At 67.6% G+C, this 17038-nt stretch carries 14 protein-coding genes; 12 read left to right on the top strand and 2 right to left on the bottom strand.

Annotated elements, in window-relative coordinates; all coding sequences use genetic code 11:
* The first annotated feature begins 66 nt into the window (after nucleotides 1-66).
* Nucleotides 67-810, top strand: a complete 744-nt coding sequence (locus CKW06_RS19010) for a hypothetical protein (protein WP_024958266.1) — start codon at nucleotides 67-69, stop codon at nucleotides 808-810.
* 259 nt (nucleotides 811-1069) lie between these two features.
* Here CKW06_RS19010 and CKW06_RS19005 read toward each other — a convergent pair whose 3' ends face one another.
* Nucleotides 1070-1714 (bottom strand): hypothetical protein, encoded by a 645-nt coding sequence (locus CKW06_RS19005; protein WP_024958265.1) that lies wholly within the window; start codon nucleotides 1712-1714, stop codon nucleotides 1070-1072.
* A gap of 407 nt (nucleotides 1715-2121) precedes the next feature.
* A complete protein-coding gene (locus tag CKW06_RS19000; RefSeq protein WP_024958264.1) occupies nucleotides 2122-4545 on the bottom strand; it encodes a penicillin-binding protein 1A in 2424 nt (807 codons plus the stop codon).
* 219 nt (nucleotides 4546-4764) lie between these two features.
* Between CKW06_RS19000 and CKW06_RS18995 the strand changes: the two genes are divergently transcribed.
* From CKW06_RS18995 to CKW06_RS18945, 11 genes are all read left to right on the top strand, one after another.
* Nucleotides 4765-5823 carry a pilus assembly protein PilM gene (locus tag CKW06_RS18995; RefSeq protein ID WP_005410860.1) on the top strand — a complete coding sequence of 353 codons (1059 nt, stop codon included), beginning with the start codon at nucleotides 4765-4767 and terminating at the stop codon, nucleotides 5821-5823.
* Nucleotides 5823-6695, top strand: a complete 873-nt coding sequence (locus CKW06_RS18990) for a PilN domain-containing protein (protein ID WP_024958263.1) — start codon at nucleotides 5823-5825, stop codon at nucleotides 6693-6695. Before CKW06_RS18995 ends, CKW06_RS18990 begins: the two co-directional genes overlap by 1 nt.
* Nucleotides 6692-7348 carry a type IV pilus inner membrane component PilO gene (locus tag CKW06_RS18985; protein ID WP_005410857.1) on the top strand — a complete coding sequence of 219 codons (657 nt, stop codon included), beginning with the start codon at nucleotides 6692-6694 and terminating at the stop codon, nucleotides 7346-7348. Before CKW06_RS18990 ends, CKW06_RS18985 begins: the two co-directional genes overlap by 4 nt.
* Before the next feature lie 26 nt (nucleotides 7349-7374).
* Entirely contained in the window at nucleotides 7375-7878 is a 504-nt protein-coding gene (locus CKW06_RS18980; protein ID WP_050426971.1) for a pilus assembly protein PilP, read from the top strand.
* A gap of 21 nt (nucleotides 7879-7899) precedes the next feature.
* A complete protein-coding gene (locus CKW06_RS18975) occupies nucleotides 7900-9867 on the top strand; it encodes a type IV pilus secretin PilQ (RefSeq protein ID WP_005410855.1) in 1968 nt (655 codons plus the stop codon).
* 204 nt (nucleotides 9868-10071) lie between these two features.
* Entirely contained in the window at nucleotides 10072-11097 is a 1026-nt protein-coding gene (locus tag CKW06_RS18970; protein ID WP_038646427.1) for an AAA family ATPase, read from the top strand.
* 8 nt (nucleotides 11098-11105) lie between these two features.
* On the top strand, nucleotides 11106-12035 hold the full coding sequence (locus CKW06_RS18965) for a DUF58 domain-containing protein (RefSeq protein WP_005414346.1): 930 nt from the start codon (nucleotides 11106-11108) through the stop codon (nucleotides 12033-12035).
* The gene (locus CKW06_RS18960; protein WP_024958483.1) at nucleotides 12032-12481 is read left to right on the top strand and encodes a DUF4381 family protein; all 450 of its coding nucleotides are present in this window, start codon (nucleotides 12032-12034) and stop codon (nucleotides 12479-12481) included. Before CKW06_RS18965 ends, CKW06_RS18960 begins: the two co-directional genes overlap by 4 nt.
* A complete protein-coding gene (locus tag CKW06_RS18955; RefSeq protein ID WP_024958482.1) occupies nucleotides 12478-13482 on the top strand; it encodes a vWA domain-containing protein in 1005 nt (334 codons plus the stop codon). The genes CKW06_RS18960 and CKW06_RS18955 overlap by 4 nt, the downstream gene beginning before the upstream one ends.
* On the top strand, nucleotides 13479-15323 hold the full coding sequence (locus tag CKW06_RS18950; RefSeq protein WP_024958481.1) for a VWA domain-containing protein: 1845 nt from the start codon (nucleotides 13479-13481) through the stop codon (nucleotides 15321-15323). The genes CKW06_RS18955 and CKW06_RS18950 overlap by 4 nt, the downstream gene beginning before the upstream one ends.
* Nucleotides 15320-17035 (top strand): BatD family protein, encoded by a 1716-nt coding sequence (locus CKW06_RS18945; RefSeq protein ID WP_024958480.1) that lies wholly within the window; start codon nucleotides 15320-15322, stop codon nucleotides 17033-17035. Before CKW06_RS18950 ends, CKW06_RS18945 begins: the two co-directional genes overlap by 4 nt.
* Nucleotides 17036-17038 lie beyond the last annotated feature (3 nt).

Here is a 17038-nt window from a genome sequence, read left to right as displayed (position 1 = left end):
ATGCCGCCCCGGCGTAGTGCGCGTAATGAACCCCGCCGCGCCGGGGTCCTTGCCGAGGAGAAGGCAATGTACAGATGGGTAAGTGGAATCGTCAGCTATCGCACGTTCTATATCTGGCGGGCGCGCTATCGCTACTACACACGGAACCTGGATATGTGGACGCTGATGAGCGGGCTGTGCATCGCCGGTCTGCTGCTGGCGCTGTGGTACCTGTGGCAGATGCTGGGTGTGCCGCCGCCGCGCGTGCACCCGCAGGCAGCGGCGCTGCGCATCGACGGCGTCACCAGCGAGGCGATTCATCGCATCGTGCTGGTACGCCATGCTGGCAGCACGCCGGGTGCCCCGTTCACCACGCCGGAGGAGGTGCGGGCGAGCACGCTGCGCACGATGCGGGTACGCCAGGTGATGGACAGCGAAGTGGTGTGGCGGCTGAAAGCCGACATGCTGGCGGACATCGCCGACTACATCACCGCCACGGGTGGGTGCTTCCCTTACGACTGCCGGCGGGTCCTCGATCGATTGGACTACGTGCGCCAGGCGGGGGTTGAGAACGCGCAGATCAACGCGGCGCTGTCGACGATCCTGGAGGTGTCGCTGGATCAGATGCCGCCGTTGGAGGCAGACGAGCATGAGCGCGTGAAGAGTGGTTGGTCGGATGGGTTCAACGACATCTATTACCAGTCCTGGTTGCTGCGGGATCTGCAGGCCATGCACGCACAGATGATGCGGGAGTATCCGCAGCGAGCTCCTGCCCCGTGGTTGCCGCGGTTGTTCAGTGACCCGCTGCGCGATACTCGTTTTGTCTGGTAGCGGGAGCATGATGGGCATCATCTGCCAAGGCAGGTAACACCGCTTTTGTAGAGTCGAGCTTGCTCGACTGCTCTCCGCTCAGCCATCGAAATGCCCGAAGCACCGTGCGGACCAACGGTCCGCACCTACCAAACACGGGTGCAGCGCCCCTGTAGAGTCGAGCTTGCTCGACTGCTCTCCGCTCAGCCATCGAAATGCCCGAAGCACCGTGCGGACCAACGGTCCGTACCCACCCAAGGCAGGCACCGCTGCGCTACCGTCACCCGCCGATGTACGCGGTGATCTCCGCTTCGGCCAGCAGCTGCCGCAACTGCGCCACAGACGCGCGCCGCATCGGCTTTTCATCCACCGGCGACAGCGGTGCCTGGCGCAGGGCATCGTAGGGCAGCACGGCCAGGTCGAAGGTCAGCTCCTCGGCACTGAACACCCACACCGGCACATCCAGGCTGCGCTCGCGATCCATGCGCAGGCGACGCGTCCGCGATTCGGCGGGAATGCCGTGTTCGTCCAGGAAGCGGTGCACGGCTTCCGGGTCGTCGCTGTGCAGGTGCAGCTGCACGGGGCTGTTGGCGTCGGCGGTGCCATCCAGCACTGGGCCAGCCAGGCGAGGGGCGAAGCCGTGCAGGAACTCCAGCGCACGCATGGCGGCCTCGCGGCGGCGCTGCAGCTCGTTGCCGTGTTGGGGCCCGGAGAACAGCCGCTGGTACTCGCGCAGGGCGTCTTCGATCTCGGTGTTGCGGGGCAGGGAGGCATCGTCGTGGATGCCGAGCCGGCTGGCGGCCTTCAACTTGGCCTGGTGGTAGTCGCGGATGCCGCCTACGGCCATCAGGCGGGCGGCTTCGTGGGCGAGGCGGTGGCGCCGCTCGCGGGTCTGGCTGGCAGCATGCTGACGGGCGCGATGCATGCGATGACTCCCTGTTGCGACCTGGCTACAGACTAGCGCACGGATGTGACATCTGCGTGGGTATGGCGCGGAGATGCCAACCAACGGTTGGCACCCACCAACGCTCTGGTAGGTGCCGACCTTGGTCGGCACAGGGCGCCAACCAAGGTTGGCATCTACCGGAACAGCATCGGTACCAGCCAACGGTTGGCCCCCACCAACGCTTTGGTAGGTGCCGACCTTGGTCGGCACGGGGCGCCAACCAAGGTTGGCATCTACCGGAGCGGCATCGGTACCAGCCAACGGTTGGTACCCACCAACGCTTTGGTAGGTGCCGACCTTGGTCGGCACAGGGCGCCAACCAAGGGTGGCCTCTAACGGAGCCGCATCGGTGCCAACCAAGGTTGGCACCCACCCCCACCTGCCTCTTAGAAGATGTCGAACGCGGCGGCGTCGGCCTGCGGCGTATTGAGGTTCAGGTCGTATTCGGTCAGGCGGTCCATGTCTTCCACCTTCACCCACTCGGTCGCGCCGTTGAGGGTGGCCTGGACCATGCCGCTGGGCGGTTCGTTCTGCGCGATCGGGGTGTCCTTCAGCGCGGTGCGCATGTAGTCGATCCAGATCGGCAGGGCGGCCTTGCCACCGTATTCGCGGTAACCCAGCGAGCGGAAATCGTCGCGGCCCACCCACACGGTGGTCACGTACGGGCCGCCGAAGCCGGAGAACCAGGCGTCGCGGTGGTCGTTGGTGGAGCCGGTCTTGCCGCCCACGTCCTCGCGGCCGAGCACCTTGGCCTGGGCACCGGTACCGCGCTGGACCACGTCGCGCATCATCGACACCAGCTGGTAGGCGGTGCGGGCGTCGATCGCGCGCGGGGCGGTGCGGGCATCGGGGTTGACCGGCGCGGCCGGGGTCTCGGTCTTGGCTTCGGCCTTGGCCGCAGCGGCCGGGTCCACCTTCGGGGCCGGGGCGCCGAAGTTGAAGCCGTCCACCACCTGGTTCACCGGCTGGTCGCTGCTGCCGGCGCAGTCGCGGCAGGCCAGTGCCGGGTTTTCCTTGAACACCAGGTTGCCGTCGCGGTCATTGACCTGGTCGATCAGCCAGGTGTCCACGCGCGAGCCGCCATTGGCGAACACGGCGTAGCCACGGGCCACCGACAGCGGGGTCAGCGAGGCGGTACCCAGCGACATCGACAGGTTCGGCGGCAGTTCCGATTCGGCGAAGCCAAACTCGCTGATGTACTTGCGCGCATAGTCCACGCCCATGCCATCGAGCAGGCGCACCGAGACCAGGTTGCGCGACTGCACCAGCGCTTCACGCAGACGCATCGGGCCGCGGAAGCCGCCGCCGTCGTTCTGCGGGGCCCAGGTCTTGCCGCGGCGGTCGCGGAACACGACCGGGGCGTCGAGCACGATCGAGGCCGGGTTGTAGCCCTTGTCGAAGGCGGCCGCATAGACAAACGGCTTGAAGCTCGAACCCGGCTGGCGACGGGCCTGGGTGGCGCGGTTGAACTTGTTGCCGGAGAAGCTGAAGCCACCGACCAGCGCCTTCAGTGCGCCGTTGTGGGCATCCAGCGAGACCAGCGCGGACTGGCCGCGCGGGATCTGGTCCAGCAGCCACTCACCTTCCTTGGCACCGGCACGCACGCGCACGATGTCGCCGCGCTGCACCAGCTTGCCCGGGGTCTTGTTGGTCCACTTGGCAGCGCCGGCCGGCAGCACGATCTCGCTGCGGTTGGCCAGCACCACGGTGGCGCTGCCATCGGCGCCGGTGCTGGCGACGATCGCCGGCAGCAGGCCGGCCTGGCCGTACATGCCGCGCAGGTGCTCGGCCAGGGCGGCGGCGTCTTCACCCGCACCCACCTGCACCTGCTTCTCCACGCCGTGCCAGCCGTGGCGGTGGTCGTACAGCAGCAGGCCGTCGCGCACCGACTGGTTGGCGGCGGTCTGCAGGGTGGAGTCGATGGTGGTGGTGACGTGGTAACCCTTGTTGACCACATCCCCGCCGAAGCGGGCGATCATTTCCTGGCGCACCAGCTCGGCCACGTACGGCGCGTCGACCTGCACCGGCGGCTCATGGGCGGTGGCGTGCATCGGCACGGCCTTGGCCGCGTCGGCCTCGGCCTGGCTGACGAACTTCAGGTCGGCCATGCGCTGCAGCACGTAATTGTCGCGGCGCTGGCGGGCGCGCTCCGGATTGGAGATCGGATTGCCCGAGGACGGGAACTTGGGGATGCCGGCCAGCGAGGCCATCTCGTCCAGGTCCAGCTCGTTCAGCTTCTTGCCGTAGTAGAACTCGGCGGCAGCGGCCACGCCGTAGGCGCGGTTGCCGAAGAAACTCTTGTTCAGGTACAGCTCGAAGATCTCGTCCTTGCTCAGCTCGGACTCGATCTTCCGTGCCAGCAGGATCTCGGCCAGCTTGCGGGTGTAGCTGTACTCGGAGCTGAGGAAGAACTGGCGGGCCACCTGCTGGGTGATGGTGGAACCACCCGGCACGCGCTTGTCGTTGGTGGTGGCCAGCAGCCACACCGCACGGCCGATGCCCATGTAGTCCACGCCGCCATGCTCGTAGAAGCGGGCGTCCTCGGTGGCCAGGAAGGCCTGCTTCAGGCGCTCGGGCACGTCCTTCATGGTGATCGGGGTGCGCCGGGTCTCGCCGAACACCGCCATCAGCTTGCCGTCGGCAGCATAGACGTACATCGGCTCCTGCATTTCCACGTCGCGCAGGGTCTGCACGTCGGGAAGCTTGGAGGACACAGCGTAGTACAGACCGCCCACGGCGGCCGCGCCGATCAGCGCCAGGACCAGGACAATCAGGAAGATCCAGCGCAGCCAGCGGCGGAGTCGAGTCATCGGGTTCAGATTCCGATTGCGAATTTCGTGGTCGCAGAGTATAGATTACGCAAGGTGGCGGCTGGGGTCGGCACCGGGGAGCGCAAGGGGAACAGTCAGGGGCTGCATGGTGAATCCGTGAGGAACTTCACAGCAGGGCCGTTGCCATTTGCTAAGAATACGTTATTAATGCTCGGGCGCAGGTCTTGCGTCCAAGTGCCCGTCGGCAGGGGAGAAACCGTGGGGCTCATCCCAAAAAGTCAGTCGCCGCTTGTAGGCGTCGACATCAGTTCGACTGCGGTAAAGCTTTTGCAGCTGTCCCGCAGCGGCAATCGTTTCCGTGTGGAACATTACGCTGTGGAACCTCTTCCGCCGAATGCGGTGGTAGAGAAGAACATCGTGGAAGTGGAGGCCGTGGGTGAGGCCATCCGCCGTGCCATGAACCGTTCAGGCAGCAAGGCCAAGCTGGCCGCTGCCGCCGTCGCCGGGTCGGCGGTGATCACCAAGGTGATCCCGATGCCGGCCGAACTCGACGAGAACGACATGGAAGCCCAGATCGAGCTGGAAGCGGTCAACTACATTCCGTACCCGATCGAGGAAGTGAACCTGGACTTCGAGGTGATCGGGGCGATCCCGAACAACCCGGAGATGGTCCAGGTGCTGCTGGCCGCGTCGCGTTCGGAGAACGTGGAACTGCGCCAGTCGGCCCTGGAACTGGGTGGCCTGCAGGCCAAGGTGATGGACGTGGAGGCCTTCGCGGTCGAGAACGCCTACGCCCTGGTCGCCAGCGAGCTGCCGGTGTCCATCGACGGCGTGGTCGCGCTGGTCGATATCGGCGCCACCATGACCACCCTCAACGTCCTGCGCGGCGGCCGCAGCCTGTACAGCCGCGAACAGGTGTTCGGTGGCAAGCAGCTGACCGACGAGATCATGCGCCGTTACGGCCTGAGCTACGAGGAGGCCGGCCTGGCCAAGCGCCAGGGCGGGCTGCCGGAAAGCTACGAGATGGAAGTGCTGGAGCCGTTCAAGGAAGCCACGGTCCAGCAGATCAGCCGCCTGCTGCAGTTCTTCTATGCAGGCAGTGAGTTCAACCGCGTTGATCACATCGTGCTGGCCGGCGGCTGCGCCGTGCTGGGCGGGCTGCCGGAAATGGTCGAGGAGCAGCTGGGCGTGCCGACCGTGGTCGCCAACCCGCTGGCACAGATGACCCTGGGCCCCAAGGTGAATGCGCATGCGCTGGCCCAGGATGCCCCCGCGCTGATGATCGCCACCGGTCTGGCGCTGAGGAGCTTCGACTGATGGCACGCATCAATCTATTGCCCTGGCGCGCCGAGCGGCGCAAGCAACGCCAGCGCGAGTTCTACGCAATGCTGGGCATGGCCGCGATCGGTGGCCTGCTGCTGTCGCTGCTGATCTGGTTCTATTACGACCGGCAGGTGAGCGGCCAGATGGACCGCAATGCCTATCTGGAAGCCGAGATCGAGAAGGTCAAGGAACAGAACAAGGAGATCGACCGCCTCGATGCGCAGAAGGACCGCCTGCTGGCCCGCAAGAAGGTGATCGAGGAACTGCAGGCCAAGCGCTCGCAGATGGTCCACCTGTTCGACGCGTTGGTGCGCACGATTCCCGACGGCGTGGTGCTGACCGCCCTGCAGCAGGAGGGGGACATGCTCACCCTCGAGGGACGCACCCAGTCCAATGCACGCGTGTCGGCTTACATGCGCAACCTGGAAACCTCCGGCTGGATGACCAACCCGGAGCTGTCGATCATCCAGGCCAGTGCCGGCGACAAGAGTGCAGCCGGTCCGGTATCGGACATCAAGGCACTGCCGTACATGTTCAAGGTCACGGTGAAGCTGCCGGCGCAGAGTGAAGAGACAGGCACTGCCGGTTTGAACGCGGATGGCAGCGTGGCGGCCGCCCCGGCTGCGACGCCCGCCGTGGCGCCGCTTGCCGCCGGCCCCGATGTGGCGGCCCCGGCTGCTGCACCAGCACCGGCCCCGGCCCAACCGGCGGCGGCCCCGGCCGCAGCACCCGCCAGCGCACCGGCGCCTGCACCGGCCAAGCCGAACCAGCCCGCCGCACCGGCTCCGGCCGCCAGGCCTGAGGGCAGCCGCCTGGCGCAGCCGCCGCAGGCCTCTTACGCCCCGCTGCAGGGGGACCGCGCATGAGCCAGAAAATCGATCTGAAGAACCTGGATTTCAACGACATCGGCAACTGGCCGCAGAAGGCCAAGATCGTTTTCTGTTCGTTGCTGGCCCTGGTCATCATGTTCGTTGCATGGATGCTGCTGATCAGCGGCAAGCGCGATGAACTGGCCAGCCTGGAATCGAAGGAAAGCGATCTGCGTACCGAGTTCTCCAAGCAGCAGGAACGCGCGGTGAACCTGGGGCCGCTGAAGCAGCAGCTGGCACAGATGGAGCAGGTGCTGCAGCAGATGCTGCGGCAGCTGCCCAGCAAGACCGAAATGCCGGACCTGATCATCGACATTTCGCAGACTGCGCTGTCCAGCGGCCTGACCAGCCAGCTGTTCGAACCGGAACAGGAGCAGGTCAAGGAGTTCTACGCCGAGAAGCCGATCAAGCTGAAGATGGTGGGCAGCTACCACCAGTTCGGTGCGTTCGTCAGTGGCGTGGCCTCGCTGCCGCGCGTGGTGATCCTGACCATGCACGACATCAATCTGAAGCCGGCGGACAAGGCTGGCGGTGGTTCGCGTGCCGGTGCGCTGGAATTGTCCGGCACGGTCAAGACCTACCGGTATCTCGACGAAACCGAGGTGCAGGAACAGCAGAAGGCTGAAGCCGGCAAGGAGGGCAGCAAGTGATCCGTTCCTTCTTTGCACGCTGCGGGATGGCCGCTGCCGTATTGCTGCTGGCCGCCTGCGGCCGTGGCGTGACCAGCACGCCGGGCGATGCGCCGAATCTCGAGAAGTGGGTGGAAGGCGAACGTGCCCGGCCGGCGCAGCCGCTGGAACCGTTGCCTGTGATGCAGCAGTTCGAGACCTTCGAATACTCCGCGCAGGGCCTGCGTGATCCGTTCACCGATGCCTGGACCAATCCGCAGGGGAATGGCGGATTGCGGCCGGATCCTAACCGGCGCAAGGAGCCCCTGGAGGGCTTCCCGCTGGACGCACTGGACATGGTCGGTACCATCGGCACCGGCGGCGGCACCGTCGCACTGGTGATGGGGCCGGACAAGGTGACCTACCGGGTGCGCCCGGGCGGTTACCTGGGGCAGAGCGACGGGCGGGTCACTGCGGTCTTCGAAGACCGTGTGGAGCTGATCGAACTGGTGCCGGATGGCGCGGGTGGCTGGCTGGAACGGCCGGCAAAGCTCTCGCTTGAAGATCAATGATCGTTTACTGGGGATAGCACGATGACCTTTCACCAAGCCAAGGGGCTGCGTCCCAACCGGCGCTCTACCTTGAACCGTGTCAGCGCGTTGGGAGTCGCGCTGATGCTGGCCTGCGCTCCGGCGCTGGCCGCCGCACCGGCGGAGAAGCCGGTGGGCACCACCGTCGCACCGGCCGCGGCACCGGCCGGCCTGTCGGTGGCCAAGATCGATTTCAAGCGCGGCGATGATGGCGCGGGCCGCCTGATCGTGCAGTTTGACGGCCAGGGCGCGATCCCGGACCTGCGCACGCAGGGCAACAGCGTGGTGGTCGACGTGGGCAATGCCCGCCTGCCGGCCAACCTGCAGAAGCCGTTGAACGTCGTCGACTTCGCCACGCCGGTGCAGCGCATCGACGCCAAGCCGTCCGGCGCCGGCACCCAGCTGGTGCTGAGCACCGGCGGTGCGGTGGAGTCACTGGCCTACCAGAGCGGCAACGAATACGTGGTGGAGATCAGCGCGCGGCAGGCTCCGGCCGCCGTCGGTGCAGTGACCGCCGGCAGCGTCACCCAGGCCGCAAAGGCCGTCGGCCAGCGTGGCTTCACCGGCAAGCCGGTGACCTTCAATTTCCAGGACGTGCCAGTGCGCACCGTGCTGCAGTTGATCGCCGAAGAGTCCAACCTCAACGTGGTGGCCTCCGACTCGGTGCAGGGCAATGTGACCCTGCGCCTGGTCAACGTGCCGTGGGACCAGGCACTGGACATCGTGCTGCGTGCCAAGGGCCTGGACAAGCGACGCGATGGCAGCGTGATCTGGGTCGGCCCGCAGGCCGAGCTGGCCAAGTTCGAGCAGGAGAAGGAAGACGCGCGCATCGCCATCGAGAACCGCGAAGACCTGGTGACCGATTACGTCCAGATCAACTACCACAGCGCCACCCAGATCTTCAAAGCCCTGACCGAAGCCAAGGGCATCGGCGGGGGGGGCGGTGGTGGCGCAGGTGGCGGTGGTGGTGGGTCGTCGCAGGAGGAGAGTGGCTTCCTGTCCGGCCGTGGCCGCATCGTTGCCGACGAGCGCACCAACACGCTGATGATCAGCGACATTCCGAAAAAGATCGCGCGCATGCGCGAGCTGATCAACGTGATCGACCGTCCGGTCGACCAGGTGCTGATCGAAAGCCGCATCGTCATCGCCACCGATACGTTCGCGCGTGAGCTGGGTGCGCGGTTCGGCATCAGTGGCAGCCGCGACAACGCCTACTTCAGCGGCAATCTGGAAGCCAACGAGGCAACCCGCAAATCGCAGGTCGAAGCCAATGCGACCAACGCCAAGGCCTACCGCGACTGGCTGGCCGGTGGCAGTACGGGCCCGGCGCCGGTGCCGGTCGGCTCGGCAATCACCCGTGGCCTGAACTGGGCCATGCCGGCGGCGTCCACCAACCCGGCAGGCTCGCTTGCGCTGTCGATCCTCAATGCCGGCTACCTGCTGGACGTCGAGCTGTCGGCCATGCAGGAGGAGTCGCGTGGTGAAGTGATCTCCAACCCGCGCGTGGTCACCACCAACCAGCGCGAGGCCCTGATCAAGCAGGGTAAGGAAATCGGCTATGTGACCATCAGCGCCGGTGCGGGCGGTGTCGCTACGCCGAACGTGCAGTTCAAGGAAGTGGTGCTGGAACTGAAGGTCACCCCGACCATCACCAACGACAACCGCGTGTTCCTCAACATGCAGGTGAAGAAGGATGAAGTGGACCGGCTGATCCAGCTGGAAGGCTATGGCACCGTGCCGTCGATCAACCGCCGCGAAGTGAACACCGCAGTGCTGGTCGAGGACGGGCAGACCGTGGTCATCGGTGGTGTGTACGAGTTCACCGACCGCAACAGCATCAGCAAGGTTCCGTTCCTGGGCGATGTACCGTTCCTGGGCAACCTGTTCAAGAAGCGTGGCCGCAGCAAGGACAAGGCCGAGCTGCTGGTGTTCGTTACCCCGAAGGTGCTGCGCGTAGCCAGGCAGAACTGAGCCAGCGCACCCTCGACACGAAGAAGGGCCGCCATGTGCGGCCCTTCTTCGTTCATGCCGGACGTAATCCGCGGATGCGGATGATCCGGTAGATCCACGCCATGCGTGGATGAGAGGCCCGTTCAGCCGTTCTTGATGCCAATCGCAGGGCACCCTGCGATGATGTCGGGAACCCGTGCCGTCCCGCGCCGGTCAAAGGCCCCCATGAACCTGCCACCGCCGATGCCCGAAACCGTCTCGCCGCCGCCCGCGCCGGCCGCCTCCCGCCTGCATGGCGCCTTCAACCAGTTGCGCGACGCGCTGTCGGCTGAAATCGTCGGCCAGGCGGCTTTGGTCGAACGCCTGTTGATCGCATTGCTGGCCGACGGGCACCTGCTGGTGGAGGGCGCGCCGGGCCTGGCCAAGACCACGGCCATCCGCGCACTGGCCTCGCGCCTGGAGGCGGATTTCGCCCGCGTGCAGTTCACCCCCGACCTGCTGCCGGCCGACCTGACCGGCACCGAGATCTGGCGCCCGCAGGAAGGGCGCTTCGAATTCGTACCCGGCCCGATCTTCCACCCGATCCTGCTGGCCGATGAAATCAATCGCGCGCCAGCCAAGGTGCAGTCGGCACTGCTGGAAGCGATGGGTGAGCGCCAGGTCACCGTTGGCCGCCACACCTATGCGTTGCCGCCGCTGTTCCTGGTGATGGCCACGCAGAACCCGATCGAGCAGGAAGGTACCTTCCCGCTGCCGGAAGCGCAGCTGGACCGTTTCCTGATGCACGTACGCATCGGCTATCCGGACCAGGCGGCCGAATCGGAGATCCTGCGGCTCGCTCGCGAGCGTGCCCGTGGCGCACTGGGCGAGGCGGCACCCGCACCGGCGAAGTTGCCGATGCAGGATGTGTTCGACGCCCGCCGCGAAGTGCTGGACCTGCACATGGCGCCGGCGCTGGAGCGCTACCTGGTCGAACTTGTGCTGGCCTCACGTGATCCGTCGCGCTATGACGCCGGCCTCGGGCGCCGCATCGCCTGGGGCGCAAGCCCGCGTGGTTCCATTGCGTTGGAACGCTGCGCCCGTGCACGCGCCTGGTTGGCCGGCCGCGACTTCGTCACCCCCGACGATGTGCGTGCGGTCGCCGCCGACGTGCTACGCCATCGCGTGCTGCCCAGCTACGAAGCCACCGCCGAAGGCTGGGATGGCGAACGCCTGGTGCAGGAGCTGCTGGCCCGGGTGCCGGCACCCTGAGCCCGCGCATGACCGATCCATCCCTGGAAGCCGCATCCACCGTCAGTGATGGCGACGGACTGCGCCCGCACCTGTCCGAACTGGTGGCCCTGCGCCGGCTGGCACAGCGGCCGCCGCCGCCACGCCGTGGCCGTGCCGGCAACGCCGGGCAGGCGCCGTCGCCGCTGCGTGGGCGTGGCATGGAGTACGCCGAGTCACGCGAGTACGTGGCCGGTGATGATGCACGGCATATCGACTGGCGCGTGACCGCGCGGACCGGCCGTGCCCATACCAAGCTGTTCCAGGCCGAGCGCGAGCGGGTCAGCCTGATCGTGGCCGATACGTCGCCGGCGCTGTATTTCGGCACCCGCGTGCGATTCAAGTCGGTGCAGGCGGCACGCGCGGGCGCCGTCGCCGCGTGGTCGGCGCAGCGCCGCGGTGATCGCGTGGGTGCCCTGCGCGGCAGCGACCGCGAAGCGCCGATTGCACCCGCGGGTGGGCCGCGTGGTGTACTGCGCGTGCTCGACGCACTCACCCGCTGGTACACGCAGCCGCCCGCCGACGATCTCGGCCTGGAACGCGCGCTGGACCATGCCGCCCGCGTGCTGCGCCCCGGGGCGCGCATGCTGGTGCTGGCCGATCCGCAGCAGGCCGCGCGGATTCCCGTCGTGCGCTGGAGCGCGCTGGCCCAGCACCATGACCTCAGCCTGGTGCTGCTGGTCGATCCCCTCGAGCTGCAACCGCCCTCGGCGGCCCTGCAGTTCCAGACCGCGCAGCAGCGCATTGGCCTCGACCTGCGTCGTAGCGAGGTGCAGGCGCACTGGCAGGCGCACTTCGTCGAACCACTGCAGGCGCTGCGCCGCCAGCTCGGCGCACGCCGCGTTGACGTGCAGGTGTTGTCCACCGATGCGCCCAGCGACGCCTGGTTGGCACCACCGGTAACCGAGGTGCCGGCATGAGCGCCAACCTTCCGCTACGCGATGTGCAGTTGCCGCCGGCACCGTCGTGGTGGCCGCCGGCCCCCGGCTATCTGATGGTCGGGGGCGCGGTGTTGCTGGTGATCCTGGCGCTGGCCCTGCTGTGGTGGAAACGCCGCCGTCGTCGCCAACGCTGGTTGCAGGCGTTCGACCAGGAGCTGGCCACCACCGCCGATGCCACCGCGGAACTGGCGGCGATCGCCGGCCTGCTGCGTCGCGCCGCGCGACAGGCACAGCCCGGCAGTGAATCCCTGCGTGACGATGCCTGGTGGCGGCGCGTGGATCCGAAGGGCACGTTGCCGGATGCGCGCCGCAACCTCCTGGCCGAAGGTGCCTATCGTCCCCGCGTGGACGCCAGCGAAGTGGCGGCCGTGCGTAGCTGGGCGCGCGAGCGCTACCTGGCGATGCTGCTGGAGCGCCGCCGATGAACCTGCTGGCAAGTTACTGGCCATGGCCCGACCTGCAGCTGGCGTGGCCGCTGGCCCTGCTGGCGCTGCCGTTGCCGTTGCTGATGCGCTGGTGGAAGCGTCGTGCCGATCCCGGCGCTGCGCTGCGCGTGCCCTATGCGGCGACGGAACTGGAAGCGCTGGCCGGTGGCGGCCGCGTCGATGGGTCGTGGCTGCGTACGCTGCTGTTGTGGCTGGGCTGGTGCGCGCTGTGTGTCGCACTGGCTCGCCCGCAACAGCTGGGCGAAGCGATCACGCCACCGCAGCAGGGCCGGCAGATGATGCTGGCGATGGACGTGTCCGGCAGCATGGGCGAGGGCGACATGGTGCTGGGGGGGCAGGCGGTGGATCGCCTCACCGCAGCCAAGGCCGTGCTGGCCGATTTCCTGGATCGTCGTGCCGGCGATCGCATCGGCCTGCTGATCTTCGGGGACCGCGCTTATACGCTCACGCCACTCACTGCGGACCTGGCCAGTGTGCGCGACCAGCTGCGCGACAGCGTGGTCGGCCTGGCCGGGCGCGAGACGGCCATCGGTGATGCCATCGGCCTGGCGGTGAAGCGCCTGCGCAGCCAGCCGGAAGGGCAACGTGTACTGATCCTGCTGACCGATGGCGTCAGCAATGCCGGCGTGCTGGAACCGCTGCGTGCGGCCGAAGTCGCGCAGGCCGAAGGGGTGCGCATCCACACCGTCGCGTTCGGTGGCGATGGCAGCATGCGCTTCCTCGGTATTCCGATTTCCGCTGACCAGGACCCGGTCGACGAGGCCACGTTAAAGAAGATTGCCAGCCTGACGGGTGGCCAGTTCTTCCGCGCACGCGATACCGCGCAGCTGGCCGGCATCTACGCCGAACTGGATCGTCTGGAGCCGATCGCTGCGAAGGGGCCGAGCCTGCGCCCGCGCGAGGAGCGCTATGCGTGGCCATTGGGCCTGGCCTTGCTGCTGGGGGCATTGGCATGGGTGTGGCCGGAGCGCCGTCGATGATCGCATTGGCATCCCATCTTCCCGACTGGAATGCACTGCACTTCCTGCGCCCGGAATGGCTGTGGGCCTTGCTGGCCTTGCCGGTGATTCTCGCCGTGGCGCTGTACCGGCAGCGGCGCAACGATGCGTGGCGGCAGGCGGTGGATGCGCACCTGTTGCCGCATCTGCTGGCCGCCGGTGCTCGCCGTCGCGTGCGGCTGCCATTGGCAGTGCTGCTGGGTTGGACGCTGGCAGCACTGGCGATGGCGGGGCCGAGCTGGCGGCAGCAGGCACAGCCGATGTTCCAGCCCAGCGCACCGCTGCTGATCGTGCTGGATCTGTCCAGCCGCATCACTGCCACCGACCTGCCACCGTCGCGCCTGCTGCAGGCAAGGGCCAAGGTCGGCGAGCTCCTGCGTGCACGCAAGGGTGGGCAGGTGGGGCTGGTGGTGTACGCCGAAGATGCCTACACCGTCGCGCCGCTGACCGATGACGGCAGCAACGTCGCGCTGTATCTGGATGCCTTGTCGCCGGATGTGATGCCGCGTGATGGCCAGCGTGCCGACCGTGGCATCGACTGGGCCACGCGGCTGATGCGGCAGATCGCTGCACCGCAGGGACAGATCCTGCTGGTCACCGATCAAGCCGATGGTGAAGCTGCATTGGCGGCCGCGCAGGCACGTGGTCTCGGCCTGCAGGTGTCGGTGCTGGGGCTCGGTACACCGGCGGGTGCGGCGTATCGTGACGACAGCGGACAGATCCGCCAGGCTGCGCTGGACGAAGGTCGCCTGCGTGCGGTGGCCACGGCAGGTGGCGGTCGCTATGCGCGCATCACCGCCGATGGCAGTGACCTGCGCGCACTGGGTGTGCTTGATGCACGCGAAGGTACTGCGGCGCAGCGGCCCGGCGAGGGCAGGCAATGGCGCGATGAAGGATTCTGGCTGCTGCCACCGGTGATGCTGCTGGCGCTGCTCGCCTTCAGACGCCGCGCGCTGCTGGCCGCAGTACTGGCGGTCGGCCTGCTGCCATGGATGGGGGATGTGCAGGCGCAGGCACCTTCAGCGCCCGCTTCGCCGCCATCGCAGGGCACGCTGTGGAAGCGCGCCGACCAGTTGCAGCACCAGCGCCTGGCCGACGGCGTGCAGGCCTATCGCGCGGGCGACTTCGCCACTGCGCGCAAGCAGTTCGAGGGCATCGACAGTGATGCGGGCTGGTACAACCTGGCCAACACGCTGGCGCGCCAGGGCAGCTACGACGAAGCCATCGCCGCCTACGACCGCGCGCTGGCGCTGCATCCCGGCATGGCCGATGCGGTCGCCAACCGTGCCGTGGTTGATGCCGCACGCAGGCGCAAGCAGTCGGGGGGGCGGGGCCAGGACCAGCAGAAACCGCAGCAGAACGGGCAGCAGAAGCAGCAGAACAATTCACAGGGCCAGCGGAACCCGCAGGGCCAGCAACCGCAGCAAGGCCAGAAGGATCCAGGACAGGGTCAGCCACCATCTCAGCAGGGCCAGCAGGGGCAGCCCCAGGCGGGTGACGACGACGCGCAGTCGGCGCCTCAGCCCGGCGAGCGTGGCCGCGATGGACAGCAGGCGCCACCACAGGTGGAGGATGCCAAGGCGCAGGCCCAGGCTGATGAGCAGCAGCGCCAGCGCATGCAGCAGGCGATGCAGCAGGCACGTGAGGGCAAAGGCGAACAGGATGGCAAACCCGTGCCAGGCAGTGACGGCACTACTCCGCGCCAACGCGAGGAGCAACAGGCGGTGGAGGCGTGGATGCGGCGCGTGCCGGATGATCCGGGCGCATTGCTGCGGGCCAAGTTCCAGCTGGAAAATGAACGCAGGAAGAGGGAAGGGCGATGACGCGGGCGATCAACATGCACGGGCACTGGCCCCGACAGGTACTGGCGGCGCTGCTGCTGTGGCTGCCGCTGCTGGCCTGGGCGCAGCCGCGCGCGTGGCTGGACCGCGACCGCATCGCGATGGGCGACACGGTCACGCTCAATGTCGAGAGCGACCAGGGCGCCCCTGACTTCACACCGTTGCGTACCGACTTCGACCTCAGCGGGCAGACCAGCAGCCGCCAGGTGGAGTGGAGCAACGGCAGCATGCAGCAGCGCAACCTGTATGGCGTGGCGCTGACGCCACGGCGCATCGGTGCACTGGTGGTGCCGGGCCTGCAGGTGGGCAGCGTCCGTACCGCGCCGCTGACCCTGCAGGTGGATGCCGCTGCCGTGGCCGGCCCCGACAGCAATGCGGTGGCATTCATCGAAACCGTTGTCGATGACGAAACGCCGTATGTGCAGCAGAGCGTAGGCGTGGTGGTGAGGCTGTTCTTCGCCTCTCAGCTGGCCTCTGGCGAACTGGTGCTGGATACCCCGGCGGGTGCGTCGCTGCAGCGGGTAGGCGATGACCGCACCGATGTGCGGCAGGTCAACGGCCGCCGCTACAACGTGGTCGAGCGCCGCTTCCTGCTGATCCCCGAGCGCAGCGGTGCACTTCGGCTGGCCGGTGCGCGTTTCAGTGGGCGCAGTGCCGGTGGCTTCTTCGACGACTTCTTCGGCGGCGGCGACGGCCGCATGAATGCCACCGGCGCCGATCGCACGCTGCAGGTGCAGGCGCAACCGGCACAGGCGCCGCAGCCATGGCTTCCGCTGCAGAGCCTCCAGCTGCGCTACACCAGTGCGCCGACCAGCGCCCGTACCGGTGAGGCCGCCACTGTGGTGGTCGAGGCGATGGCCGAAGGGGCAACCCGCGCACAGTTCACCGACCTGCCGGTGCCGGATCTGGGCACCCACGCGCAGGTATTCGCCGAACCTGCGCAGTACGAAGAATCGTTCAATGGCAGCACGCCGCGGCTGAAGATCACCCGCCGCTATTCGATCGTGCCGCGCCAGCCAGGCTCGCTGGTGGTGCCGGGGCCGCGCCTGCCGTGGTGGGATGTGCGCGCGGGCAAGGCGCAGGAAGCGAAGCTGCCGGACCTGACACTGGCTGTCGCAGCCGGTAATGGCGGTGGCAGTGCTTCACCTGCGCCGCTGCCGCCGATCGACACCAATGCCGCGCTGCCCGGCAGCGATGGCCAGGACAGCCGCATCGCCGCGACCGATCCGCGCGCCGGTGGTCTGGCCGAACGCCCGTGGCCGTGGATGGGCGCGGCCATCGGCCTGGCGCTGCTGTGGCTGCTGACCCTGTTGTGGGGCTGGCAGCGAGGCCGCCGACCGCGTGCGGCGACGCCTGCAGTCGGCAGGCCCTCTGTGCCGACTGTGGCGAGCGGACGTGCCGGCCTGGCCGAACTGCGCCGCGCGCTCGATGGCGAGGGGTTCGACCAGGTTGAAGCACAACTGTGTGCGATGGCCGACGTTGAACGCATCGAACAGCTCATCGCGCGGCTTGAGGATGCAGCCCAGCGCCAGGTGCTGCAGGACCTGCAGCAGGCACGCTGGGGCGGGCAGGGCGACCTGGCATCGCTGCGCGCACGTCTGCGCGAGGTCTTCCGTGACGGACCGCACTGGTCGGCGGCTACCGGCGCCGCTGACACTGGCCTGGCGCCGCTGTATCCAACGCGGCGAACCTGAACC

The organism is Stenotrophomonas maltophilia, from assembly GCF_900186865.1.
GTDB classification, from domain to species: Bacteria; Pseudomonadota; Gammaproteobacteria; order Xanthomonadales; family Xanthomonadaceae; genus Stenotrophomonas; species Stenotrophomonas maltophilia.
This window is presented reverse-complemented; position numbering and strand designations above follow the sequence as displayed.